Origin of the sequence: Streptacidiphilus melanogenes, assembly GCF_000787835.1 — a bacterium.
In the GTDB taxonomy this organism is placed as follows: Bacteria; Actinomycetota; Actinomycetes; order Streptomycetales; family Streptomycetaceae; genus Streptacidiphilus; species Streptacidiphilus melanogenes.
The window spans coordinates 15,657-38,026 of record NZ_BBPP01000011.1 but is presented as its reverse complement, the minus strand read 5'-3'; the positions used below and the strand labels follow the sequence as shown (position 1 = coordinate 38,026).

Sequence of the window (22,370 nt, the reverse complement as noted above, 5' to 3'; positions counted from 1 at the left end):
AGCCGCCGCTCGGGCCGACACCGTCGACCGGCTGGACCTGGGTGAGCAGTCCCGGACCGCGGTGGACAGCTCTGGACAGCCGTGGACAGCGGGAGGCGCTCGCCAGGGCTGGGAAGTGGACAGCGGGCGCGGCCAGGCTACGAGCCGTCAACCCCACCGGTTGCCAGCCTCGCGGCCCCCCGGACAAGGAGCGTCCCCCCGTGAAACCCAACGGCACCCACCGCAGCCCCGGAGCCGCTCTCGCAGCACTGGCCGGGGCGCAGTTCACCGTCATGTTGGCCACATCGATCGTGAACGTGGCCCTGCCCCAGATCCGTTCGGGTGTCGGCCTGTCCGACGGCAGCACCACCTGGGTGGTCAACGCCTACGGTCTGGCGTTCGGGGCCCTGCTGCTGGCCGGTGGCCGGGCGGCGGACCTGCTCGGCCGACGGCGCGTCCTGCTGGCGGGCCTCGCGGTCTTCGCACTGTCCTCGCTGGCCGCGGGCCTCGCCCCCACGCCCGCGGTGCTCATCGCCGCCCGGGCGGCCCAGGGCCTCGGCGCGGCGGCGATCGCCCCCGCGGCGCTGGCCCTGGTGATGGACCTCTTCCCGCCGGGCGCCGGCCGGGGAAGGGCGCTGGGGGTCTGGGGCGCGGTGTCCGGCGCGGGAGGCGCGGCCGGGGTCCTCCTCGGCGGTGCGCTCACCCAGGCCTGGGGCTGGCCGTGGATCTTCTACGCGGTCGCGATCGGCGCCGTCCTGGTCCTTGCAGCCGTCGCCGCCTCGGTGCCGAAGGAGCGGGCCCAGGCGCCCGGACGCTTCGACCTTCTCGGAACCGCCACGGTCACCGCCGCCCTCACCGCGCTGGTGTGGAGCCTCACCACCGCGCGCGGCAGCGGCTGGGGCGCGCCGTCGGTCCTCGGCGGCTTCGCCCTCGCGGCCGTGCTGCTCGCCGCGTTCGTCGTGGTCGAGCGCCGTCACCCGAACCCGCTGCTGCCGCCCCGCCTGTTCCGCACCGGCCGGGTCACCGCGGGCAACCTGCTGATGGCGCTGCTGGGATCGGTGTGGATCGCGCTGTTCTTCTTCCTGCCGTTGTACCAGCAGCAGGTACTCGGCCTCAGCCCGCTGGCCACCGGACTGGGCCAACTCCCGCTCGCCTTCGCCAACATGCTCGGCTCCACGCTGGCGCCGCGGATCTCCCGCCACCTCGGCGCGACCGCCGCCGTCACCTGCGCCCTGCTGACCGAGGCCGCCGGACTGCTGTGGCTGTCGCGGATCAGCGCCCACGGCAGCTACGCCGCCGACGTCGCCGGACCCAGCATCCTGATCGGCCTCGGCCTGAGCGTCGCCTTCGTCCAGCTCACCGCGCTGTCCGTGGAGGGGGTCCCCGCCGAGGACGCGGGGCTGGCCGGCGGCCTGGTCAACACCACCCGCCAGGTCGGGGGAGCGGTCGGCCTGGCCGTCCTGGCCACCCTCGCCGGCACCGCCACCGCCCACGCCGCCGCTCACCAGCCGCACCTGGAGGCGCTGACGACGGGTTACCGCCTCGCCTTCGGCATCGGCTCCGGGGTTCTGGCCGCCACGGCCGCCCTCGCGCTGCTGCTCTCCCGTCGATGCGCGCCCGCACCCACAGCCGTCCGCCCTGCCCCGCAGTCGGCCGCGCACCACTGACCGAACCGCACCACCCATCGAGAGGAACCACCGCCATGTTCACCATCGACGAGACCGCTCCCGTGATCGTCCGCCTGTCCACCGTCATCGACGCGCCCCTCGATCGCGTCTGGGCCGTCCACACCGACATCGACGCCTGGGCCGAGTGGAACACGGACGTCGACCGAGCCGAGCTCGACGGCCCGCTGCTGCCCGGCACCTCGTTCCGCTGGCAGACCCACGGTCTGGACATCACCTCCACGATCCGCGAGGTCGTCCCCGGCCGACGCGTGGTCTGGGGCGGTCCCGCGAGCGGCATCGACGGCGTCCACGTGTGGACCTTCGAGCCGACCGGCGAGCAGGTCAGCGTGCACACCGAGGAGTCCTGGAGCGGCGCACCCGTCGACGCGGCGGCCGAGCAGCTCGGCCAGGCCCTCCACCAGTCCCTCACCGGCTGGCTCGCCAGCCTCAAGTCCCGCGCCGAGCAGGCCGACTGACCCCCTTCCCCGCGTCCGTCCCGTACCGAACCAAGCAGACGAGGTAACCGCCATGACCGCCGACAAGCCCTACCTGACTGGCCACTACACCCCCGCCGTCGACGAGGTCACCGCCACCGGACTCACCGTCGAGGGCACCCTGCCGCCCGAGCTGACCGGCCGCCTGATCCGCAACAGCCACAACCCGAAGCCCGGCGTCACCCCGACCCACTGGTTCAAGGGGAGCGGCATGGTCCACGGCATCCGGCTGCGCGAGGGCCGCGCCGAGTGGTACCGCAACCGCTGGGTGCACACCCCCGCCCTCGACGGCGCGCCCTACATGACCGAGCACGGCCCCGACCTGACCGCCAGCGTCGCCGGCACCCACGTCATCGAGCACGGTGGCCGCCTGCTCGCGCTGTGCGAGGCGAACCTGCCCTTCGAGCTCACCCCCGAGCTGGAGACCGTCGGCGCCTACGACTTCGACGGCAAGCTGCGCAGCGCCATGACCGCCCACCCCAAGACCGACCCGGTCACCGGTGAGCTGCACTTCTTCGCCTCCTCCCCGTTCCCGCCGTTCCTGGTCCACTACGTCGCCGACGCCAAGGGGGAGATCGTCCACAGCGCCGAGATCCCCGGCGCCACCGCCTCCCTCAAGCACGACTTCGCCATCACCCGCCACCACGTCGTCTTCGTCGAGGGCACCGTCACCTTCGACCCGAACGAGCACTCCGGCATCCCCTACGGCTGGAACGACCAGCAGCCCGCCCGGATCGGCGTGATGCCGCGCGGCCCGCAGGGTGCCGGGAGCATCCGCTGGTTCTCCGTCGAGCCGGGCAACATGCTGCACACCGCCAACGCCTATGAGGACGGCCAGGGCCGCATCGTCCTGGAGGGCCCCACCGTGGACCGCGAGGGCTTCCAGCTCTCCTGGAACTGGTGGGTCGGCGCCCCGGGCCGCGGCACCGAGCCCAACGCCCGCTCCTACACCCGCCGCTGGGTGATCGATCTGGCCGCCGGTACCGTCGACGAGCAGATCATCGACGACCTGCCGGTGGAGTTCCCCACCCTGAACGAGGACTACCTGGGTGCGGAGAACCGCTACCAGTACGCGATCTCCTTCCCCGACGAGAAGGGCTTCGGCGGCTACGGCGTCGTCAAGTACGACCGCACCACCGGCGCCCGCCGGATCCGTCAGATCGGCGACGCCCGGATGCCGAGCGAGGCGGTGTTCGTCCCCTCCGCCTCGGCCTCCGCCGAGGACGACGGCTACCTGCTCACCGTCGTCTCCGACCTCAAGCAGGACGCCTCCCAGCTGCTGGTCCTCGACGCCTCCGGCCTCGACCAGATCGCCGCCGTCCACCTGCCGCGCCGCGTCACGGCCGGCATCCACGGCTCCTGGATCCCCGACAGCGACCTCAACGGCTGACCCCTGCGGCGCCGACCCGCTCACCTGACGCCCTCCGACCGCAACCGGCCGGAGGGCGTCGGGCGTCGTAGCGGAGGTGACGGCGCCGACGGACCAACGCGACTGCCTGACGGTGGACTTCTCCGCCCACGAGGCGACAGGCACGGTGCGGGGGGAGGCCCTGGTCCGCGTCCGCCCGCCGAAGCGCCCGGCCTGGACGGCCCTCCGGTTGCGCCGCTACCTCGCGCAGTTGACGCTGCTGCGCTGCCGGGACCTCGGACCGGACGGCTCGCCGCTCGGCCCGGAGCACGACGCGGCGGCCGTTCCGTGTGGCGACGACCCGCGGAGTCTCGACCTCCAGGTGGAGCTCGGTCCCGGGGCGGTCAGCCGCGAGTACCGGCTGGAGTGGCAGCTCGATCCGGCCGACCATCCCACCATCGGCGTGGAAGGCAGGGAGCTGCGGCTGTACCGGGCGCACCTGCTGGGCCGGGGCCCGGACGGCGCGGAGCAGGTCAGGGAACAGCGGCTGATCACCGTCGAGTGGGTGAAGAGGGACGCGCTCCTCGGCTTCCGGGCCCGAAGCGCGCGGACCTCGGGCCCGCTGCGCGAGGCCCTGAAGGCGATGGTGCGTGCGGAGGAGAAGAACCTGCCGAAGTGCCCGGAGTGCCGGACGCGCTACGAACTCGACCGGCTCCTCGCGCTCGACCGCGTGTGGGAGTGTTCGACGGAACCGGAGCTGGAGGAGATCCGCCGCCTGGTCGTCGAACGGGAACGTGCGGGGATCCCGGGACGCGACGTGATCCTCAGATGGCACCAGTCCCATCACCACGAGGACCTCGGCCGGCAGCTGGCCGCCGCCCGCGAACGGCACCGGGCCCGACTGGACTCCCACGCCCCCTGACGCGGCCGCGCGACACCGGGCCGACCTCCGCCGCCGACGGCGTCGGCCGGGGCACGATGGCGCCATGGCACAGTTCACCGCCCTCGAGGTCACCCAGCCGCTCGGCGAGGGATGGAGCCAGCTCCTGGGCCTGGCCTTCGCCTTCCTGCTGTCCGGTGTCATCGGCCTGGAGCGGGAACTGCGGCAGAAGGCGGCCGGGCTGCGCACCTACATGGTGGTCGGGGTCGGCGCCGCCCTCTTCGTGATGGTCAGCAAGTACGGCTTCCTCGACATGACCCGCTACGGGAGCGCGATCCACATCAACCCGGCCACGATGGCCGCCCAGATCGTCTCCGGCGTCGGCTTCATCGGCGCGGGCGTCATCTTCGTCCAGCGAACGTCCGTGCACGGCCTGACGACCGCGGCCAGCATCTGGCTCGTCGCCGCGATCGGCGCGGCCGCCGGGGCCGAACTGCCGATCCTCGCCTCCGTCGCCACCGCCGGGTACCTGCTCGCCACCTTCGCGCTGCGTCCGCTCGTCCACCTGCTGCCCTCGCTGCGCATCACCCGGTACACCTACCGCATCACCTACGTCCAGCGCCTGGGCATGCTGCGCGAGCTGGTCGAGGCCTGCCTGGACCGGGACTTCGTGCTGGCGGAGCTGGCGACGCTCTCGGCGGGCCGGCCCGCCGGGGCCACGCTCTTCTTCGAGCAGATGGACGAGCCCACCGTCGAGATCTCCATCGCCGTGGAAGGCAGCGGCGACCCGCAGCGGCTTCAGCTGCACATCGCCGCCCTCCCCGGTGTGCTGGCCTGCAGCAGGACCGACCACTCGGACGAGTGATCCCGCCCGGCAGGGGTCAGTCCGACGCGTCCGCACCCGCCTGACCGGCCGACACCGACTGCGCTCCCGCCTGTGCCGGGGCGGGGTGCGGCGTCCCCGCCGGGAGCGTCGACGCCGCGCGCCGGTCCGCGCCCGGCCGCAGGACCTTGGCCAGCACGGACGGATGGAACAAGGTCGCCGGTGAGGCGACCATGTTCACCACCCGGGCGAAGCGCGCCCACACGGCCGGGTCGTGCACCGCCGCGGCGAAGAGCCTGCGGTTGTAGGCGTGGGCGATGCGCGCGCCCAGCGGCCGGTGCTCCGGGTCCCACATCAGGTCGGAGTTGCCCGACACCGTCCACGGCGCGAGCACCACCCGGGCCACCCCGCGCTGGTAGCGACGGGCGAGCCCGTCCAGCCCCTTTCCGGCGTCCCGGCGCTCCGCGAGCATCCGGCGCAGCAGGTCCGCCTCCAAGGCCGCGACGGTCAGGCCCTGCCCGTAGACGGGGTCGAAGACGCATACGGCGTCGCCCAGCGAGACTAGCCGCTCCGGCCAGTCGTGACTGCGGTGGTACTGGAACCAACGGCTGTTGACGTTGGTGTACCGGTGGACGGGCTCGCCGCCGGCGCGGTCCGCGAGCTGTTCGCCCAGATGCGGGTTGCCGAGCGAGTGCGCGAAGTCCAGATACCCCTCGGGGTCCGTCGGCGGCGTCTGGTCGCCGTAGCCGAACAGCGAGCAGGTCCAGCGCCCGTGCTCGACGGCGAGCAGGACGCCGCCGCGCGGGATGCCGGGCGCGAACGTCATCTGGTAGGCGACGTCGTAGTCCAGACCGTCCGGGCGCGGCAGGTGCACGGTGGTGTAGGTGATCCGCGCGTCCAGCACCCGGGGCGCCGGGGCGTGCACGCCGAACGCCCGCAGCCGGTCCTCGAGCCGCCCCGAGCGGCCCGAGGCGTCCACCACCAGGTCCGCCTCGAGTTCGACGAGCTCCGCGCCCGCGGCCGCGCCTGCGCCCGCGCCCTCGTCGCCGAGCACCCGGTAGCGGACTCCGGTCACCCGTCCGTCCGGCCCGGCCGTCAGCTGCTCGCACCGGACCGGCGCGACGGACCGCACCTGCGGCAGCGTCAGCACGCGGCGGCGGATGCCGCGTTCCAGCAGGTCGCGGGTGAACGACTGGATCAGCACGCCGGTGCGGGCGCGCGGCGCGTAGCCGGTCGGCAGCAGGAAGCTGACGCGCTCCCCGTAGTCGTAGACCGGCGCGCCCTGCTCACGGAGCTCGGCGCGCAGGCCGGGGAAGAGCCGCTCCAGCACCTCCGCGCCCTTCGCCAGCAGGGCGTGGGCGTGCCACCCCTGCGGCGCGTGTGGGTGCACCCCCGTCTCAGGGGTCACCTGGTCCTGTTCCAGCACCGTCACCTCGTCGAACCGGTCCGCCAGCACGCGGGCCGCGACCAACCCCGCGAAGCCTCCGCCCACGACGACGGCCCTGCCCCAGCGTCCGGCTGTCTCGCCGCTCATCCGGCCCCCTCCTGTGGTTGTGCCCCTGACACATGCCCTACCCGGCTATCCCTACCGGCAGCGGGCGCACGGATGCGCGCAGAGGGGGCACAGTGGCACGAAGTGGCGCGCCCGAAAGCCAGGTTGGCCGAATCCACGTCGGCGGTCCCGGGCCGCGGGGGACGCGGCGATCGCCCGCTGGATGTCCGGCCAGGACCCGACCGGCCGCCACACGGACCGCAACCACGCCCCCGTCCTGGTCGCCGACGGCGCCGAGGACGCCTTCGACCCGTCCCCCAACGCAACCGACCTCGCCGCCCCCCTCCGCCACGCCCGTGTCCTCCTCTGCCTGACGCAGGCCACGCCTTCCTCTTCCAGGACGCACCGCAGTTCACCACGACGGGAGCCGCTTCGCCGACCTGTAGGGGGGCCGGCCCGGTCCCTGCCGTGGCGCGTGCGCGCCGACCCCAAGAGCCGTGGTCGCAACGGTTCACGGTCCGTAGCCAGGCACAGTTCCCACCTGGCTACCCGGCGGCCGGTCGGGAAGGCTGGGGGGCATGGACAACGCATCAACCACCGCACTCGTGACCGGCGCCAACAAAGGGATCGGCAAGGAGATCGCCCGGCAGCTCGCAGCGTCCGGCGTGCGCGTGCTGCTCGGGGCGCGCGACGCCGGGCGCGGGCGGGAGGCCGTCGCGGAGTTGAACGCCGAGGGGGAGGGGACGGGGGACGTGCGGCTGCTCGTGCTCGACGTCACCGACCCGAGCGGTGTCGCGAAGGCCGCCGCCGAGGTCGAGCGGCTGGACATCCTGGTCAACAACGCCGGGATGATGGCCGAGGGCAGCACCGCGCCCGACGCGGACCTCGACGCCTTCCGGCGGACCTTCGAGACCAACCTCTTCGGGGTGCTGACGGTCACCAACGCCTTCCTCCCGGCGCTGCGCCGTTCGCCCGCGCCGAGGATCGTCAACATCTCCAGCGGCACCGGCTCGCTCGCCTGGAGCGCGGACCCGGCCCGCGAGTTCGCGCTCGCGGCGGGCTCCGGGGCGGCCTACCGCAGCTCCAAGACCGCCCTCAACGCGCTCACCCTCTTCTACGCCCAGACCCTGGCTCCCGAGGGCTTCAAGGTGAACGCCCTCGCGCCCGGTCTGCGGCGTACCGACCTCAACGAGCGCGCCGCCGCCAGCGACGGCGACCCGGCCGAGGCCGCGGCCGGCGCGGTCCGACTGGCGCTGCTCCCCGAGGACGGCCCGACGGGCGCGTTCCTGTCGTGGGACGGCACGCCGGTGCCGTGGTGATCAGATCCAGTCGCGGCGCTTGAAGCTGAAGTAGAGGGCGACCGAGAGTGCGACGGTGACGCCGGTGGAGCACCAGAAACCCCAGGTGGTGTTGAATCCGGGGTAGGGGACGTTCTGGCCGTAGAAGCCGGTGACGGCGGTCGGGACGGCGACGATCGACGCCCAGCTGGTCACCTTCTTCATGATCATGTTCATCCGGTTGCCCTGGATGGTCAGGTTGGTCTCCATGATCGAGCCCACCATGTCCCGCAGCGACTCCGTCCACTCCGACACCCGCAGCACGTGGTCGTAGACGTCCTGGTAGTACGGCACCATCGAGTCGTTGACGAAGTGCAGGTCGCGGCGCATCAGGGTGTTGACCATCTCGCGCATGGGCAGCACGATCCGGCGCAGCCGCACCAGGTTCTTGCGCAGCGCGAACGCCGCCCGCTGGATGTCCTGGACCTCGCCGGCGGTGCCGTCGAAGAGGCCCTCCTCGATCTCCTCGATCCGGTCGTCCATCTCCTGCACGGCCCGGAAGTGCCCGTCGACCACCTGGTCGAGCAGACCGTGGAGCAGGAAGCCGACGCCGTGTTCGGCGAGCGCGGGGGCGTTGTCCCAGCGCACCACCACGTCGTCCATGTCGAACCGGTCGTCGGGGCGGACGGTGATCAGCGCCTTCGCGGTGACGAACACCGACAGCTCGCTGATGTTCAGCTCCTCGCCGCCGCGGCCCGCGCACACCGCGTACATGCTGAGGAAGCAGTGGTCCCCGTACCGGTCCAGCTTGGGCCGCTGGTGCTCGTGCCGCGCGTCCTCGACGGCCAGCTCGTGCAGGCCGAACTCCTCGGTGATCGTCTCGAAGTCGGACGGCGTCGGCGCGCACAGGTCGAGCCACACCACCGTGCCGGACTCGGCGAGGTGATCGGATATCTCCGGGAGCGGAAAGTCCTCCAGGACGAGCTTGCCGTCGCGGTAGAGACGGGTCCGGGCGGAGCGAACGGTTTCGGCCATCGGCACACCCTATCGGCATGTCCCCGCAGCTCTGCCGTGTCCTTGGTCACGTGCGTGGCCGGATCCGGCCGACTCCACGGCACCGCAGGCCAGTTGCGTGCGAGAGTGGGCGCCGGAGCGGCGGCCGCACGGAAGGGGGAGCGGCGTGCCGACAGGTCGGTGCGGGCGGACCGCTGCGGCGACCCTGGTGCTGGCGCTCGTGACGGGCGCGGCCGGGTGCGCGAGCGCCGCCGACGTCCCGGCGCGGGCCGGGGTGACCCAGGCGCGTGCGGACGCGGTGCAGTTGATGCTGGGCAACGCCGCCTCCGACGGGCCGCTGACCGCGGCGACCTTCGCGGCGGTCGTGGTCAGGTACGGCGGCGGCGCGGTCACCTCGTTGGGCACGACGACGGACACCCCGGGCGGCGGCCCCGCGCTCGTGATCGACGCGGCGCTCGGTCCCGGGCCGGTGCGGGCCACCGTCCAGGGCGAGACCGACCTCGGCCCGGCGGACCTGCGGTGCTACCGCTTCACGGTCGGCCCGCACGGCCCGACCGCTGCACCCCGCGACCTCACCTGCCCCACCGGCCTCGCGGTCGCAGAAATCGGCGCGGCCGCGACGCGCCAGGCGGCGCTCCTGGCCGTCGCCAGGCGCTACGACACCCGGACCTCCGCGGACACCCCCTGGCCCGCGACCGTTGCCCAGGCGGAACGGGTGACCGGTATCGTCCGGGAAGTCCGTCCGGCCGCACCGCGCGCCGGGCGACCGGCTGACGTCCGGTCACCCGCCACGACACCCGCCGCGTCACCGCCCGCGCTCGGCGCGGACGCGTACGTCTCGACCGGCGCCCTCGCGGTCCTGGCCGTCCCGCAGCCGGGCGGTGGCTGTCTGGACATCCGCCTCGCCCGGGCCGCCGACGGCGCGGTGGACTTCAGCGCCTGGCCGGCGCCGACCGGCACTCCCTGCACGGGCAAGGCCGCGCTGCCCGCCGCACGGTTCGTCACCATGGACCCGCACGCGGGCGGCTGACGGTCCGCCGGCAGCGCCGGTGCCGTTCACAGCCTTGGGACCGGCCACTCGCCGGCGCGATCCGGCCCGTCCGGGCGGTCGCGCCGGGCGCGGCGGCGGATCAGGTCGGCGAGGAGGGCGAGCGGGGGCCAGTCCGAACGTCCGCGACGGGTCACGGCGTAGGCGCGCAGGGACACCTGCGGGTCGGTCAGGGTCAGGAGGCGGACGCCCGGAACGGTGGCGCGGCCCATCGGCAGCAGGCCGACACCGAGACCTGCGGTGATCATGGCTTCGACCAGGTCGAGGCTGTCCGAGCGGTGCGTGATCCGTGGGCTGAACCCGGCCATCGAGGCGAGCGTGCGGATCACGGTCTCGTCCGCGGTGTTGCGGGAGTTGCCGATCCAGTCCGCCGAGCGGAAGCGGGCGAAGACCTCCGCCGAGGTGGCCTTCCCCGCGTCGGGCTCGCTCGCCGGGACACCCAGACCCCAGGCCGCGGTCCACAGCGGAACGCCGGCCACGGTCGGGTCCGCGGTCGCGGGCGCGAGGTTGTAGTCGTAGACGAGGGCCAGATCCACTTCGTCCTCCGCCAGCATGGCCAGCGCCTCGGCGGGCTCGTGCTCGCGCACCAGGACGTGCAGACGCGGATGCTCGTCGGCGAGCCCCGCCACGATCGGCAGCACGTGGGCGCGCAGCGCCGTCGCGAAGCCGGCCACGCGCAGGGTGCCGCTGGGCTCCGCTTCCGGGGAGAGGTCGCGCTGCGCCGCCTCCACGGCGGCCAGGATGACGGTCGCGTGCTCGACCAGACGCCGCCCGGCGGGCGTGAGCCGCACCAGCCGTCCGTGCGGTTCGATCAGCGGTGCGCCGGTCTCCCGCGCCAGCGTGGCGATCTGCTGCGAGACCGTGGAGGTCGTGGTGCGCAGGGCGTCGGCCACGGCCCGCATCGAGCCGAGGCGGGCCAGCTCCACGAGAACCTGCAGGCGGCGTGTCTCCATGGGGCCATTGTCGGGGACATCCTCGCCATCGTTCGGGATTCCTGGACGGTACGTCCATGATCCGCACGTGGACGTGAACGTTTGTCGCGCGGTGTACTCGACTCATGAGCACCACCAGCCACCACCCCGCCCCGACGGCCTCCCCCTCCGGCGTCGGCCCCCGCCGCGCCGCCCGCACGGGGACGCTGATGGGTGTGGCCTCCATGAGCACCGTCCAGCTCGGCGCGGCGCTCACCGTCCCGATGTTCGCCACGCTCGGCGTCCTCGGCACCGCCGGGATGCGGCTGGTGTGGGCCGGGATCGTGCTGCTGGTGCTGGTCCGACCGCGCCGCCGCGACTTCGAGGGCCGCGACTTCGCCGCCTGCGTCGTCCTCGGCGTGGTGACCTCGGGGCTGATGGTGTTCTTCGCGCTCGCCATCGCCCGCCTGCCCCTCGGCACCGCCAGCGCCCTGGAGTTCCTCGGCCCGCTCGCGGTGTCCCTGTTCGGCCCTGGACACGGTCGCCGGGTGTGGACCGTCGCCGCCGGGCTCGGCGTCGTCCTGCTCACCGAGCCCTGGCACGGCGGAGTCGACCCCGTCGGCCTCGCCTTCGCGCTGGCCGCCGCCTGCTGCTGGGCGGCCTACATCCTGCTCACCCAGCACGTCGGCGACCGCGTCACCGGCCTGAGCGGCCTCGCCGTCTCCATCCCGGTGGCCGGAGTCGTCTCCATGCTGGTGGCCGCGCCGACGCTCGACGGACGGCTCTCCTGGGGGCCCGCGCTGATCATGCTCGGCCTCGCGGTGCTGAGCCCGCTCGTGCCGTTCGCGCTGGAGTTCCAGGCCCTGCGACGGCTCACCGCCTCCTCCTTCGGCACCCTGATGAGCCTGGAGCCCGCGATCGCCCTGCTGATCGGCGTCGTGGTGCTGCACCAGGTGCCCGGCGCGGGGCCGGCGCTCGGCGTCGCCCTCGTGGTCACCGCCGGCGTGGGCGCGACCCGCAGCGGTGCCCGCTCGGAACCCGTTCAGCCGCCACGCTCCGCCGAGCCTGCCGTGGAGGCGGCTTCCGAGCAGCCGCCCGCACGCGCCACCGCGGACTGCGCCGTCTGAGGCTGCCCCTACACCGCGTACGCCCCTGCGGCGATGTCCTCCATCAGGGTCGGGCCCGTCGGGGTCCAGTCGAGCAGCTCCCGGGTGCGGGCGTTGGACGCGGTGATGTCCATGCCGAAGAAGTGCCCGATCCAGCCGAAGTGGCTCTCGGCGTCCTCGGGGGCGACCGTGGTGGTCGGCACGCCGAGCTGGTCGCCGAGGGCGGCGGCGATGTCGCGGGAGGGGATCCCGCTCTCGCCCACCGCGTGCATCCGAGACCCTGCGGGGGCCTTCTCCAGCGCGAGCCGGACCATTCGGGCGGCGTCGGTGCGGTGCACGGCGGCCCAGTGGCTCGCGCCGTCGCCGATGTAGCCGGCCGCGCCGCGCTCCTTGGCGATCTTCGCGAGCACCGCGATGAACCCGTGGTCGCCGCCGAGGCCGTGGACGGTCGGGGAGAAGCGCAGCGCGACCGCGCGGACGCCGCGATCCGCGGCGGCGAGGGCGAGGTTCTCGCTGCCGCCGCGCATGGAGTCGACGCCGTGGAAGGGGGAGGGGTCCTCCTCGCTCACCGGGCGTCCGGTCACGCCGGAGGCCAGGCCCGAGGCGAGCAGGAACGGCCGCTCGCTGCCCTCCAGCGCGTCGAGCATCCGCTCGACGGCGGCGTGCTCGGTGCGGCCTGCGCCCGCGTAGTCGGTGAAGTCGTGCTTGAAGGCGAGGTGGATCACGCCGTCGGCGGCGCCCGCCGCCTTGGCGAGGCTCTCGGGGTCGTCGAGGCTGCCCCGGTGGGCGGTGGCGCCCTTGGCTTCGAGCGCGGCCGCGCTCTCGTCGGAGCGGGCGAGCCCGACGACCTGGTGGCCGTGGGCGAGCAGTTCGTCGGTGACGGCCGAGCCGATCCAGCCGGAAGCGCCGGTGATGAAGACGCGCATGGCAGGGGTCCTTCCTGGACTATGTCAGTGGCTGACATCAACTACGGTAACACCCGATGTCAGCCACTGTCATCAGTCCTGGTCTGCCGCGCCGCGCGCGGGGGGCGGGGCACTCAAACGGGCGGGCGCCGGGCCGGCGGGCGTGGGGCGACCTGGCTGAGGGCCCCTGGTCCTGGCGGGGCTGTCGGAGGCCGGGGCGGGCCGACGCGTCGACGGGCTAGCGGGGGCGGGAGGGGTCGCCGAGCAGGTCGCCGACGGCGGCGACGCCCGCCGTGAGGGCGCGGAGGCCGACGTCGCCGAAGCCGAGGACAAGCTGTGGCGGGCGGGTGTCGCGCGAGGCGCGGCACGCGCTCATGCCGTGCAGGCCCACCGACCGGGCCCGCGCGGCCGCGACCACCCGCTGCTCCTCGGCCCCCTCCGGCAGATGGGCGACCGCATGGAACCCGGCCGCCAGGCCCGTCACCCGCACGTCCGGGGCGTGCTCGGCCAGCGCGTCCAGCAGGGCGTCGCGACGCGACGCGTAGGTCGCGCGCATCCGGCGCAGGTGGCGGTCGAATCGGCCGGACTCCATCAGCCGTGCCAGGGCGAGCTGTTCGAGCGTCGGCGTGCCGCGGTCGCTCAGGCCCTTCTGCTCGGCGACGGCGTCCGTGAGCTGCGGCGGGCAGAGCATCCAGCCGATCCGCAGCGCCGGGGCGAGGGACTTGCTGACCGTGCCGAGGGAGACGACGCGGTCCGGCGCCAGCCCCTGGAGCGCACCGACCGGCTCACGGTCGTAGCGGTGCTCGGCGTCGTAGTCGTCCTCGATGACGAACCCGTCGCGCTCGCGGGCCCACGCCAGCAGCGCCAGCCGCCGCTCCGGGGCGAGCGCGACGCCGGTCGGCCACTGGTGCGCCGGGGTGACCACCACCGCCCGCGCGTCGGTCCGCCCGAGCGCCGCCACGTCGAGGCCGTGCGCGTCCACGGGGACGGGCACCGCGCGCAGACCGGCCGCCGCCGCGGCCGCCCCGACGGTGACAGGGGAGCCCGGGTCCTCGAAGGCCACCGTCCGAGCGCCGCCGTCCGCGAGAACCCGCAGCGTCAGGCCCAGGCCCTGGGCGTACCCGTTGCACACCACGATCCGCTCCGGATCGGCCGCGGCGGCCCGCACCCGGCGCAGGTACCCGGCCAGCACCTCCCGCAGCTCCGCGCTGCCACGCGCGTCGCCGTAGCCGAACGCGGACACGGGCATCGCGCGGGCCGCCTCGCGCGTCGCCCAGAGCCAGTCCTGTACGGGGAACGACCGCAGATCGGGAACGCCCCAGCGGAAGTCGGCCAGCAGCCGCTCCCCGGCCGGGCACGACCGCGCGGCGCCCGAGGGCGCGCCCGCACCCGCCGCAACCCGCGTCGCAGAGCCGGGACGGCTCACCAGGTAGCCCTCGGCCTGGAGTTGGGCGTAGCACTCCTGCACCAGGCCCCGCGAGACCCCCGCCGTCCGCGCGAGCTCGCGCGAGGACGGCAGCCGCTCGCCCACCCGCAGCCGCCCCGACCGGATCGCGTCGCGCAGCGCCTGCTCCACCTGCGCGCGCAGCGGCCGGCCGCTGGACCGGTCCACGGTCAGCAGCAGCTCGGGCGAGGAACTGGACCACTCCGGAGGCACGGAACTGGAGCTTACCGGCGGTCCGGTCGGCCGCTTAACGTCCTGCCGTGACCAACACCGTCGCTTCCTCCCCTCCCGCCGTCGCGCCCCGACCGCCGCTGGTGACCCGGCCGTTGTTGCTGCGCTTCGTCTCCCTGCTCGGCGGCTCGACCAGCTTCTACCTGCTGCTCTCCGCCGTCCCCGACTTCGCCGCGGCCCACGGCGGCGGGGGAGGGACGGCCGGGCTGGCCACGGGCGCCCTGATGCTCTCCACCGTCGCCGGTGAGCTGGTCACCCCGGCCCTGGTCGGCCGGCTCGGCTACCGCGTCGTGCTGGCAGCCGGGTTGGCGCTGCTCGGTGCGCCCGCTCCGGCCCTCGCCGCGTCCGGCGCGCTGTGGCTCGTCGTGTCCGTGTGTGTGCTGCGCGGCGTCGGCTTCGCGTTCACCGTCGTCGCGGGCGGCGCGCTCACGGCGTCCCTGGTCCCCGCCGAACGGCGGGGCGAGGGCCTGGCGTTGGTCGGGATCGTCAGCGGTGTTCCCGCGCTCGTCGCGCTGCCGCTGGGCGTCTGGCTGGCCGCACACGCCGGTTACGGCGTGGTGTTCACCACCGGCGCGGCGGCCGCCCTGGCCGCGATCGTCTCCGTGCCGGGCCTGCCCGACCGGATCAAGGAGTCGGGACGCCGCGTCAGCATGAGCCAGGGCCTTCGCAGCGGCGAACTGCTGCGTCCCGCCCTGGTGTTCGCCGCCACCACGCTCGCGGCCGGGATCGTCGTCACCTTCCTCCCGCTGATCGTCCCGCGCGCGCAGAGCGGGACCGTCACCGCCGGGCTGCTCGTCCAACCCGCCGCCGCCACGGCCGCCCGCTGGGTCGCGGGCCGCCGCGGCGACCGGCGCGGCCCCGCCGGCCTGGTGATCCCCGGGCTGCTGCTGGCCGTCCTCGGCACGCTGCTGATGGCCCTGGCGGGGACCGCTTCCGACGGGCCGGTGGGCGTCGTCGTCGCGATGGCGGTGTTCGGCGCGGGCTTCGGCTTCGCCCAGAACTCCACCCTGACGCTGATGTACACCCGCGTCCCCGCGGCCGGGTTCGGCACCGTCAGCGGGCTGTGGAACTTCGCCTACGACGCGGGCATGGGTGTCGGCGCCCTCGCCTTCGGCCAGATCGCCTCCGCCACCGGCTACCCGTGGGCCTTCGCGCTGACCGCCCTCGCGATGCTCACCGCCCTCGTCCCGGCTCTCATCGACCGCCGTTTCGTCACCCGCCCGAAGGAGGCCCTGCAGTGAACCCGCACCACGCGATCCCGCACGATCTGAACCCGTATGACCCGAACCCGCGCCACGATGATGTCACCGCCGACCCCGACGAGACCTGCGCCGAAACGGGCGTGACCCTCGCCGACGCCGAACTCCGCCTCTGCGGGCGGTGCCCGTGACCGTGCCGGTGGAGGCGGCCGGGGTGAACGCCTTCTCGGACGTCGACGCCAGCAGCCGCGCCGCCGAACTCGTGCGGTACCTCGACCACGCCGACCGCGGCCTGCACGCACCGAAGAGGACGCTGCGTGCGGGCTTCGAGGCGCGGCCCGGCGGCCGGGTCCTCGACCTCGGCTGCGGCACCGGCCACGAGCTCGTGCGGCTGGAACACGACGGCTTCGACGCCGTCGGCGTGGACTTCAGCGCGGAGATGCTCCGCGCGGGCCGCGAACGCCTCGGCGCCTGCGGCCGCCCGGTCCGGCTGGCCGTCGCCGACGGCGCTCGACTGCCCTTCGCCGACGCGTCCTTCGACGGCTGCCGGGTCGAGCGGGTGCTGCAGCACGTCGCGAGCCCCGCGGCCGTGCTCGGGGAGATCCTCCGTGTGCTGCGGCCGGGCGGCGCGGTCGCGATCCTGGAGCCGGACTGGGCGTCCTTCACCCTCGCCGCGACGGACCCCGAGGCGGCCCGCGCGGTCGCCGACGCGGTGGGCGCGGACATCGCCCACCGCGACATCGGCCGCCACCTGCGCCGCCACTTGGTCGGCGCAGGCTTCGCGGAAGTGCGGACCGACGTCGAACTCGTCGTCTACAGCACCCAGGAGGATCTGGCCAACATCATCGGCCTCGCCCGCGCCGCAGCCCGTGCGGTCGAGAGGGGCACGCTCGACCGCGCCCGCGCGGACGCGTTCCTGACGGAACAACACCAGCTGTCCGACGCGGGTGCGTTCCACGCCACCCTCAACCGCTCCGTCCTCGCCTGGGCCCGCCGCCCGGAGCGCTGAGGGCGGCGGAAGCAGGGCGCCTGGGGCCGCGGCGGCGGGCTCAGGCGCCCACGTACGCGGCCAGATGCTCGCCCGTGAGGGTGGAGCGGGCGGCGACGAGGTCCGCCGGGGTGCCCTCGAAGACGACGCGGCCGCCGTCGTGGCCGGCTCCCGGACCGAGGTCGACGATCCAGTCGGCGTGGGCCATGACCGCCTGGTGGTGCTCGATGACCACCACCGACTTGCCCGCGTCCACGATCCGGTCCAGAAGGCCCAACAGCTGCTCCACGTCCGCGAGATGGAGGCCGGTGGTGGGCTCGTCCAGGATGTAGACGCCGCCCTTCTCCGCCATCTGCGTGGCCAGCTTGAGCCGCTGCCGCTCGCCGCCCGAGAGCGTGGTCAGCGGCTGGCCGAGTGTCAGATAGCCGAGGCCGACGTCGGCCAGGCGTGCCAGGATGGCGTGCGCCGCGGGCGTCTTCGCGTCGCCCGAGCCGAAGAACTCCTCCGCCTCGGCCACCGGCATCGCCAGCACCTCGCTGATGTCCTTGCCGCCGAGGCGGTAGTCGAGCACCGAGGAGTCGAACCGCTTGCCGTCGCACTCCTCGCAGACGCTGGAGACCGTCGCCATCATGCCGAGGTCCGTGTAGATGACGCCCGCGCCGTTGCAGTTCGGGCAGGCGCCCTCCGAGTTGGAGCTGAACAGCGCCGGCTTCACCCCGTTCGCCTTCGCGAACGCCTTGCGGATCGGTTCCAGCAGACCCGAGTACGTGGCCGGATTGCTGCGCCGCGAACCGCGGATGGGCGCCTGGTCGATCGAGACCACGCCCGTCGCCGTCGCCTCCGACTGCTTCGGCAGCGAGCCGTGCAGCAGCGAGCTCTTGCCGGAGCCGGCGACGCCCGTCACCACGACCAGCACCCCGAGCGGGATGTCCACGTCCACGTCGCGCAGGTTGTTCGTCGACGCCCCGCGGATCGGCAGCGTCCCGGTCGGCTTGCGCACCGACTCCTTCACCGCCGCCCGGTCGTCGAGATGACGGCCCGTCACCGTCCCGCTCGCGCGCAGCCCGTCGACCGTGCCCTCGAAGCACACCGTGCCGCCGGCCGAACCGGCGCCGGGGCCGAGGTCGACGACGTGGTCGGCGATCGCGATCGCCTCCGGCTTGTGCTCCACCACCAGCACCGTGTTGCCCTTGTCGCGCAGGCGCAGCAGCAGCTCGTTCATCCGCTGGATGTCGTGCGGGTGCAGGCCGATCGTCGGCTCGTCGAAGACGTAGGTGACGTCGGTCAGCGAGGACCCGAGATGGCGGATCATCTTCACCCGCTGCGCCTCGCCGCCCGAGAGCGTCCCCGAAGGGCGGTCCAGCGAGAGGTAGCCGAGGCCGATCTCGACGAAGGAGTCGAGCAGGTGCCGCAGCGACTCCAGCAGCGGCGCGACCGAGGGCTCGTCCAGGCCGCGCACCCACTCCGCCAGGTCGCTGATCTGCATGGCGCAGACGTCGCCGATGTTCTTCCCGTCGACCTTCGACGACCGTGCCGCCTCGCTCAGCCGCGAGCCGCCGCACTCCGGGCAGACCGCGAAGGTGACCGCCCGGTCCACGAACGCGCGGATGTGCGGCTGCAGCGAGTCCTGGTCCTTGGAGAGCATCGACTTCTGGATGCGCGGCACCAGACCCTCGTAGGTCATGTTGATGCCCGCGATCTTCATCCGTACCGGCTCGTGGTACAGGAAGTCGTTGCGCTCCTTCTTGGTGTACTTCCGGATCGGCTTGTCCTCGTCGACGAAGCCGGACGCGGCGTAGAGGCGGTAGTTCCAGCCGCCCGGCGTGTACCCGGGCACGGTCAGCGCGCCCTCGGCGAGCGACTTGGACTCGTCGAAGAGCTGGGTCAGGTCGATGTCCGAGACCGAGCCGCGGCCCTCGCAGCGCGGACACATGCCGCCGGTGATGCTGAAGCTGCGCCGCTCCTTGACCTGCTTGCCGCCGCGCTCGAGGGTGACCGCGCCCGCGCCGCTGATCGAGGGCACGTTGAAGGAGTACGCCTTCGGCGAGCCGATGTGCGGCTTCCCGAGCCGGCTGAACAGGATGCGCAGCATCGCGTTCGCGTCGGTGGCCGTGCCGACCGTCGAGCGCGGGTCGCCGCCCATGCGCTGCTGGTCGACCAGGATCGCCGTGGTCAGCCCCTCCAGCACGTCGACGTCGGGCCGCGCCAGGGTCGGCATGAAGCCCTGTACGAAGGCGCTGTAGGTCTCGTTGATCAGCCGCTGCGACTCGGCGGCGATCGTGTCGAAGACGAGCGAGCTCTTGCCGGAGCCGGAGACCCCGGTGAACACCGTCAGCCGGCGCTTGGGGATCTCGACCGCGACGTCCTTGAGGTTGTTCTCGCGCGCACCGTGGACGCGGATCACGTCATGGGTGTCGGCGCCGCCGCCCCCTGAGGGAGACGGCCGGTCCTCGCGCTTCGCCTTGCTCATGGGTGTCTCCCTCGGGTCCCCGATCGCCGCGATCGAGACGATCACGACGGGCAGGTCCGATCGTAGCCGCGCCCTACGACACGGGGGCTCTCATCCGCCCTGACCGGGAACCCGGCCGCCCAGGCGGGCCTCGGTGACCCCGTACAGGCCGACCAGCCAGTCCGCGACCCGTCCCAGCTGCCGTGCCTGCGGCAGCGTCGCCTCCAGCGGCCGCAGCAGGGCGTGGCCTGCGTCGAGGTAGGCGTGGATGCGCTCGTCCAGCCACACGGCGTCCGCGCCGAGAGCCGTGGCGTTGGCCGCGCAACCCTCGACGGCGCTCTCGCGCGGCGCGGTGCGCCGGTCGTTGGCCAGCCGCACCGCGCACTCCATCTCGTCGGCCGCTGCGAGCAGGGCGTCGAGACGGCCGGGGAGCTCGGGGCCGCCGGTCGACATCCACCAGGCCACGCAGATCGTGCCGAAGCCGACGCTGTGGTGGTGGGCGAGGTACTCCTCCAGCGTGGGGCGCTCCGCCTCCACCCCGGCCCGGCCGAGCAGCCACTCGAAGCGGCAGGCGTCCATCATCAGGTCCAGCCGCCGCAGCCAGACCGGCATCAGGGCGGGCGCGAGCGCGGTGGCCGACAACCGGCCCACGAGGGAGGCGAGCGCCGCCTCGACGGCGTCGCCCGGATCGGGCGCCGCGCCGCGCGCCACCGCCCGGCAGCGGGCGATCAGCCGCTCGACGTCGTCGGCGCTCTTCGCGTCGACGTCGAACCGGTCGTCGACGGTCTGCGCCCACACCACGTTCACAGCGGCGGGCAGCAGCTCCCGCGGATGGCTCTCCGGCGCCGCGCAGGTCAGCGCAAGCGCCGCCATCTCGGCCACCTGCGGGGTGAACTCGCAGTCCAGCGACGCGGACCAGCCGTTCAGACGGCGCAGCAGCTGGATCACCCGTGCCCCGAGCAGCGCCGAATCCGCGACGCCGACGACGCGGGTCACGCCCCGCCGCCGGCGGGGCGTTCGAGCGCGCCGAGGAAGCGCCCCCGGTCGACGACGACCCGCTGGATCTCGCCGGCGCCGACGAGCCGTCCGTCCCCGTCGACGGCGCGCACCTCGAACGTCAGACGTCGCCCGTCCGCCGGTCCGGCCGTGGCGTGGACCTCCACCCGCCCGCCGACGGGCGTGGCCCGCACGTGGTCCACCCGCACGGCCGTCCCGACGCTCGTCTGCTCCGGCCCCACGAACGGTCCGGCCGCCTCGACGGTGGCCGCCTCCATCCAGGCGATCAGCCGCGGCGTGGCCAGCACCGGCACATCCCCGCTGCCCAGTGCGATCGCGGTGTCCGTCTCGTTCACTCGATGCTGCTGCATGGCGGCACGCTATCCCGCGCGTGGGCTGTCGGGGCCGGGCATCGGTTGCTGGTCCCCCGGCAGGGTGGTGAGCTTGAAGGACGCGAGGAAGAAGGCGGTGAGGGGCAGATGAAGGCCAAGGCAGGGGACCGGCTGCGATTTCTCGGACATCAGGTGGGCACCCCGGACCACTACGGGCGGGTCCTGAAGGTGATCGGGCCGGACGGCGGCCCTCCGTACCTGGTCGAGTTCGACGACGGGCACCAGGCCGAGGTGTATCCCGGGTCCGACTGCGAACTGGAGCATCCCAAGGAGCACGGAGCGGGAGCCGTCGGCTGACGGCGCGGACGTCGAGCAGACGCCAAGGTGGCATCACCCGTTCAGCGGTCAGGGACGGATCGAGGACGCGCCCGACGCACCACTGCGGCCGCCGTTCACGTACGGCGGCCGTGGCACGTCCTGGCACGGACGGTCAGCTCGCACGGACGGACAGGCGGGAGGATCAGAGATACGACGCGTCGGGGTGGATGGTCTCCACACGCTGCTTGACGCAGCGGATGTGCGAGCCGGGCCCGGGCCCCACGACGGCCGAGCGGCCGTCCGGGTACTCCACCCGGTAGGGCGGGGCGCCGGCCTCGCCCAGCACCTCGGTGACCCGCGCGATCCTGCCGTACGCCGCGGCGCGGCCCTGCATCGACAGCCAGTCGCCTCTGGCGGCTTGCATGCGGACCGCCTCCCTTCCGGGCCGACGTCGAACGAGCCCCACCAGTCTAGGAGCCCCATGCCGACACCGCAGAGCATCGTCAGACCCCTGACCCCGGCCGCCGTCTTCCTCGTCGGGACCATCGCCGACGGCGGCGAGGAGAGCGTGCGGGAACTGCTCCAGGACCTGGCGGGCATCGTGCGGTCCGTGGGCTTCCGGGCCCCGACCGACGGGCTCACCTGCGTGGCCGGCATCGGCTCGGACGCCTGGGACCGGCTCTTCGACGGACCGCGGCCGCGCGACCTGCACCCGTTCCCCGCGCTCGACGGCCCGGTGCACCACGCGCCGGCGACACCGGGCGACCTGCTCTTCCATATCCGCGCCCGGCGCATGGATCTGTGCTTCGAGCTGGCCCGCCTGATCACCGACCGCCTGCTCGACGTCGTCACCGTCGTCGACGAGGTGCACGGCTTCACGTACTTCGACGAGCGCGACCTGCTCGGCTTCGTCGACGGCAGCGAGAACCCCGAGGACCAGGCCGCCGAGGCGGCGGTGTACATCACCGACGAGGACCCGCGGTTCCGCGGCGGCAGCTACGTGATCGTGCAGAAGTACCTCCACGACATGGCCGCCTGGGCCGACCTGCCGACCGAGGAGCAGGAGCGGGTGATCGGGCGCAGCAAGGACTCCAACGTGGAGATGCCCGACGACGTCAAGCCCGCGAACTCGCACGTCGCGCTGAACACGATCGTCGGCGAGGACGGGCGGCAGCGGCAGATCGTCCGCGACAACATGCCGTTCGGCGCGGTGGGGCGCGGCGAGTTCGGCACCTACTTCATCGGCTACGCGCGCTCGCCCGAGGTGACCGAGCGGATGCTCCGCAACATGTTCCTCGGCGACCCGCCGGGCAACACCGACCGGATCCTCGACTTCTCCACCCCCGTCACCGGATGCCTGTTCTTCGTGCCGAGCGCGGACTTCCTCGACGGCGTCCCCGCCGGTGCCGAGGCGAGTGGGTCCCTGGGCATCGGCAGTCTCAAAGGAGCGTCATGATGGCGGCCAGCAG

At 73.7% G+C, this 22,370-nt stretch carries 22 protein-coding genes; 13 read left to right on the top strand and 9 right to left on the bottom strand.

Annotated features, from left to right (window positions below):
- The first annotated feature begins 200 nt into the window (after positions 1-200).
- The 5 genes from TR49_RS14755 (at position 201) to TR49_RS14735 (ending at position 5,233) form a co-directional block, all read left to right on the top strand.
- Positions 201-1,646: an MFS transporter gene (locus TR49_RS14755; RefSeq protein WP_042381789.1), complete on the top strand. Its 1,446-nt coding sequence runs from the start codon at positions 201-203 to the stop codon at positions 1,644-1,646.
- A gap of 35 nt (positions 1,647-1,681) precedes the next feature.
- Positions 1,682-2,122 carry an SRPBCC family protein gene (locus TR49_RS14750; RefSeq protein ID WP_042381787.1) on the top strand — a complete coding sequence of 147 codons (441 nt, stop codon included), beginning with the start codon at positions 1,682-1,684 and terminating at the stop codon, positions 2,120-2,122.
- A gap of 52 nt (positions 2,123-2,174) precedes the next feature.
- Positions 2,175-3,530, top strand: a complete 1,356-nt coding sequence (locus TR49_RS14745; RefSeq protein WP_042381785.1) for a carotenoid oxygenase family protein — start codon at positions 2,175-2,177, stop codon at positions 3,528-3,530.
- 76 nt (positions 3,531-3,606) lie between these two features.
- Entirely contained in the window at positions 3,607-4,410 is an 804-nt protein-coding gene (locus tag TR49_RS14740; RefSeq protein WP_042381783.1) for a hypothetical protein, read from the top strand.
- Positions 4,411-4,474: 64 nt separating this feature from the next.
- Positions 4,475-5,233, top strand: coding sequence for an MgtC/SapB family protein (locus TR49_RS14735; protein WP_042381781.1), 759 nt, complete (start codon positions 4,475-4,477; stop codon positions 5,231-5,233).
- 16 nt (positions 5,234-5,249) lie between these two features.
- On the opposite strand, the gene TR49_RS14730 is transcribed toward TR49_RS14735, so the two are convergent.
- On the bottom strand, positions 5,250-6,725 hold the full coding sequence (locus TR49_RS14730; RefSeq protein ID WP_052434299.1) for an NAD(P)/FAD-dependent oxidoreductase: 1,476 nt from the start codon (positions 6,723-6,725) through the stop codon (positions 5,250-5,252).
- A gap of 536 nt (positions 6,726-7,261) precedes the next feature.
- Between TR49_RS14730 and TR49_RS14725 the strand changes: the two genes are divergently transcribed.
- Complete coding sequence (locus tag TR49_RS14725; RefSeq protein WP_042381779.1) at positions 7,262-8,002, top strand: SDR family oxidoreductase; 741 nt, start codon at positions 7,262-7,264, stop codon at positions 8,000-8,002.
- Here the strand turns inward: TR49_RS14725 and TR49_RS14720 are convergent, their stop codons facing one another.
- Positions 8,003-8,995 (bottom strand): magnesium transporter CorA family protein, encoded by a 993-nt coding sequence (locus TR49_RS14720; RefSeq protein WP_042382024.1) that lies wholly within the window; start codon positions 8,993-8,995, stop codon positions 8,003-8,005.
- Between the two features lie 145 nt (positions 8,996-9,140).
- Between TR49_RS14720 and TR49_RS14715 the strand changes: the two genes are divergently transcribed.
- Entirely contained in the window at positions 9,141-10,004 is an 864-nt protein-coding gene (locus TR49_RS14715) for a hypothetical protein (RefSeq protein WP_152627267.1), read from the top strand.
- 26 nt (positions 10,005-10,030) lie between these two features.
- Here the strand turns inward: TR49_RS14715 and TR49_RS14710 are convergent, their stop codons facing one another.
- The gene (locus TR49_RS14710) at positions 10,031-10,975 is read right to left on the bottom strand and encodes a LysR family transcriptional regulator (RefSeq protein ID WP_042381777.1); all 945 of its coding nucleotides are present in this window, start codon (positions 10,973-10,975) and stop codon (positions 10,031-10,033) included.
- A gap of 104 nt (positions 10,976-11,079) precedes the next feature.
- On the opposite strand from TR49_RS14710, the gene TR49_RS14705 reads away from it, so the two are divergent.
- Positions 11,080-12,060: an EamA family transporter gene (locus TR49_RS14705; protein WP_063770093.1), complete on the top strand. Its 981-nt coding sequence runs from the start codon at positions 11,080-11,082 to the stop codon at positions 12,058-12,060.
- Positions 12,061-12,068: 8 nt separating this feature from the next.
- On the opposite strand, the gene TR49_RS14700 is transcribed toward TR49_RS14705, so the two are convergent.
- Both TR49_RS14700 and pdxR read right to left on the bottom strand, forming a co-directional pair.
- Positions 12,069-12,965 (bottom strand): SDR family oxidoreductase, encoded by an 897-nt coding sequence (locus TR49_RS14700; protein ID WP_042381776.1) that lies wholly within the window; start codon positions 12,963-12,965, stop codon positions 12,069-12,071.
- Positions 12,966-13,182: 217 nt separating this feature from the next.
- The gene (pdxR, locus tag TR49_RS14695) at positions 13,183-14,601 is read right to left on the bottom strand and encodes a MocR-like pyridoxine biosynthesis transcription factor PdxR (protein WP_042381774.1); all 1,419 of its coding nucleotides are present in this window, start codon (positions 14,599-14,601) and stop codon (positions 13,183-13,185) included.
- Between the two features lie 47 nt (positions 14,602-14,648).
- Here pdxR and TR49_RS14690 point away from each other — a divergent pair, with 47 nt between their 5' ends.
- The 3 genes from TR49_RS14690 to TR49_RS14685 are packed head-to-tail and all read left to right on the top strand — an operon-like array spanning position 14,649 to position 16,827.
- The gene (locus tag TR49_RS14690) at positions 14,649-15,860 is read left to right on the top strand and encodes an MFS transporter (RefSeq protein ID WP_042381773.1); all 1,212 of its coding nucleotides are present in this window, start codon (positions 14,649-14,651) and stop codon (positions 15,858-15,860) included.
- On the top strand, positions 15,857-16,009 hold the full coding sequence (locus TR49_RS43825) for a hypothetical protein (RefSeq protein ID WP_160311600.1): 153 nt from the start codon (positions 15,857-15,859) through the stop codon (positions 16,007-16,009). Before TR49_RS14690 ends, TR49_RS43825 begins: the two co-directional genes overlap by 4 nt.
- Complete coding sequence (locus tag TR49_RS14685) at positions 16,006-16,827, top strand: methyltransferase domain-containing protein (protein WP_160311599.1); 822 nt, start codon at positions 16,006-16,008, stop codon at positions 16,825-16,827. The genes TR49_RS43825 and TR49_RS14685 overlap by 4 nt, the downstream gene beginning before the upstream one ends.
- 40 nt (positions 16,828-16,867) lie before the next feature.
- Here TR49_RS14685 and TR49_RS14680 read toward each other — a convergent pair whose 3' ends face one another.
- The 3 genes from TR49_RS14680 to TR49_RS14670 all read right to left on the bottom strand — a co-directional run bounded on the left by TR49_RS14680 (position 16,868) and on the right by TR49_RS14670 (position 20,622).
- Positions 16,868-19,276, bottom strand: a complete 2,409-nt coding sequence (locus TR49_RS14680) for an ATP-binding cassette domain-containing protein (RefSeq protein ID WP_042381772.1) — start codon at positions 19,274-19,276, stop codon at positions 16,868-16,870.
- A gap of 90 nt (positions 19,277-19,366) precedes the next feature.
- Positions 19,367-20,251, bottom strand: a complete 885-nt coding sequence (locus tag TR49_RS14675; protein WP_042381771.1) for a terpene synthase family protein — start codon at positions 20,249-20,251, stop codon at positions 19,367-19,369.
- Positions 20,248-20,622, bottom strand: a complete 375-nt coding sequence (locus TR49_RS14670) for a thioesterase family protein (protein WP_042381770.1) — start codon at positions 20,620-20,622, stop codon at positions 20,248-20,250. The genes TR49_RS14675 and TR49_RS14670 overlap by 4 nt, the downstream gene beginning before the upstream one ends.
- Positions 20,623-20,730: 108 nt before the next feature.
- Between TR49_RS14670 and TR49_RS14665 the strand changes: the two genes are divergently transcribed.
- Positions 20,731-20,940, top strand: a complete 210-nt coding sequence (locus TR49_RS14665; protein ID WP_042381769.1) for a DUF1918 domain-containing protein — start codon at positions 20,731-20,733, stop codon at positions 20,938-20,940.
- 163 nt (positions 20,941-21,103) lie between these two features.
- Here the strand turns inward: TR49_RS14665 and TR49_RS14660 are convergent, their stop codons facing one another.
- Positions 21,104-21,325: a DUF1918 domain-containing protein gene (locus TR49_RS14660; protein ID WP_042381766.1), complete on the bottom strand. Its 222-nt coding sequence runs from the start codon at positions 21,323-21,325 to the stop codon at positions 21,104-21,106.
- 57 nt (positions 21,326-21,382) lie between these two features.
- Between TR49_RS14660 and TR49_RS14655 the strand changes: the two genes are divergently transcribed.
- Positions 21,383-22,357 (top strand): Dyp-type peroxidase, encoded by a 975-nt coding sequence (locus tag TR49_RS14655; RefSeq protein ID WP_042381765.1) that lies wholly within the window; start codon positions 21,383-21,385, stop codon positions 22,355-22,357.
- Positions 22,358-22,370 lie beyond the last annotated feature (13 nt).

Bases quoted from the DNA above. Each gene is read 5' to 3' on its own strand.
- TR49_RS14750 (WP_042381787.1), top strand. From the start codon at position 1,682: ATGTTCACCATCGACGAGACCGCTCCCGTGATCGTCCGCCTGTCCACC.
- TR49_RS14745 (WP_042381785.1), top strand. From the start codon at position 2,175: ATGACCGCCGACAAGCCCTACCTGACTGGCCACTACACCCCCGCCGTC.
- TR49_RS14735 (WP_042381781.1), top strand. From the start codon at position 4,475: ATGGCACAGTTCACCGCCCTCGAGGTCACCCAGCCGCTCGGCGAGGGA.
- TR49_RS14730 (WP_052434299.1), bottom strand. From the start codon at position 6,725: ATGAGCGGCGAGACAGCCGGACGCTGGGGCAGGGCCGTCGTCGTGGGC.
- TR49_RS14725 (WP_042381779.1), top strand. From the start codon at position 7,262: ATGGACAACGCATCAACCACCGCACTCGTGACCGGCGCCAACAAAGGG.
- TR49_RS14720 (WP_042382024.1), bottom strand. From the start codon at position 8,995: ATGGCCGAAACCGTTCGCTCCGCCCGGACCCGTCTCTACCGCGACGGC.
- TR49_RS14710 (WP_042381777.1), bottom strand. From the start codon at position 10,975: ATGGAGACACGCCGCCTGCAGGTTCTCGTGGAGCTGGCCCGCCTCGGC.
- TR49_RS14705 (WP_063770093.1), top strand. From the start codon at position 11,080: ATGAGCACCACCAGCCACCACCCCGCCCCGACGGCCTCCCCCTCCGGC.
- TR49_RS14700 (WP_042381776.1), bottom strand. From the start codon at position 12,965: ATGCGCGTCTTCATCACCGGCGCTTCCGGCTGGATCGGCTCGGCCGTC.
- TR49_RS14680 (WP_042381772.1), bottom strand. From the start codon at position 19,276: ATGAGCAAGGCGAAGCGCGAGGACCGGCCGTCTCCCTCAGGGGGCGGC.
- TR49_RS14670 (WP_042381770.1), bottom strand. From the start codon at position 20,622: ATGCAGCAGCATCGAGTGAACGAGACGGACACCGCGATCGCACTGGGC.
- TR49_RS14665 (WP_042381769.1), top strand. From the start codon at position 20,731: ATGAAGGCCAAGGCAGGGGACCGGCTGCGATTTCTCGGACATCAGGTG.
- TR49_RS14660 (WP_042381766.1), bottom strand. From the start codon at position 21,325: ATGCAAGCCGCCAGAGGCGACTGGCTGTCGATGCAGGGCCGCGCCGCG.
- TR49_RS14655 (WP_042381765.1), top strand. From the start codon at position 21,383: ATGCCGACACCGCAGAGCATCGTCAGACCCCTGACCCCGGCCGCCGTC.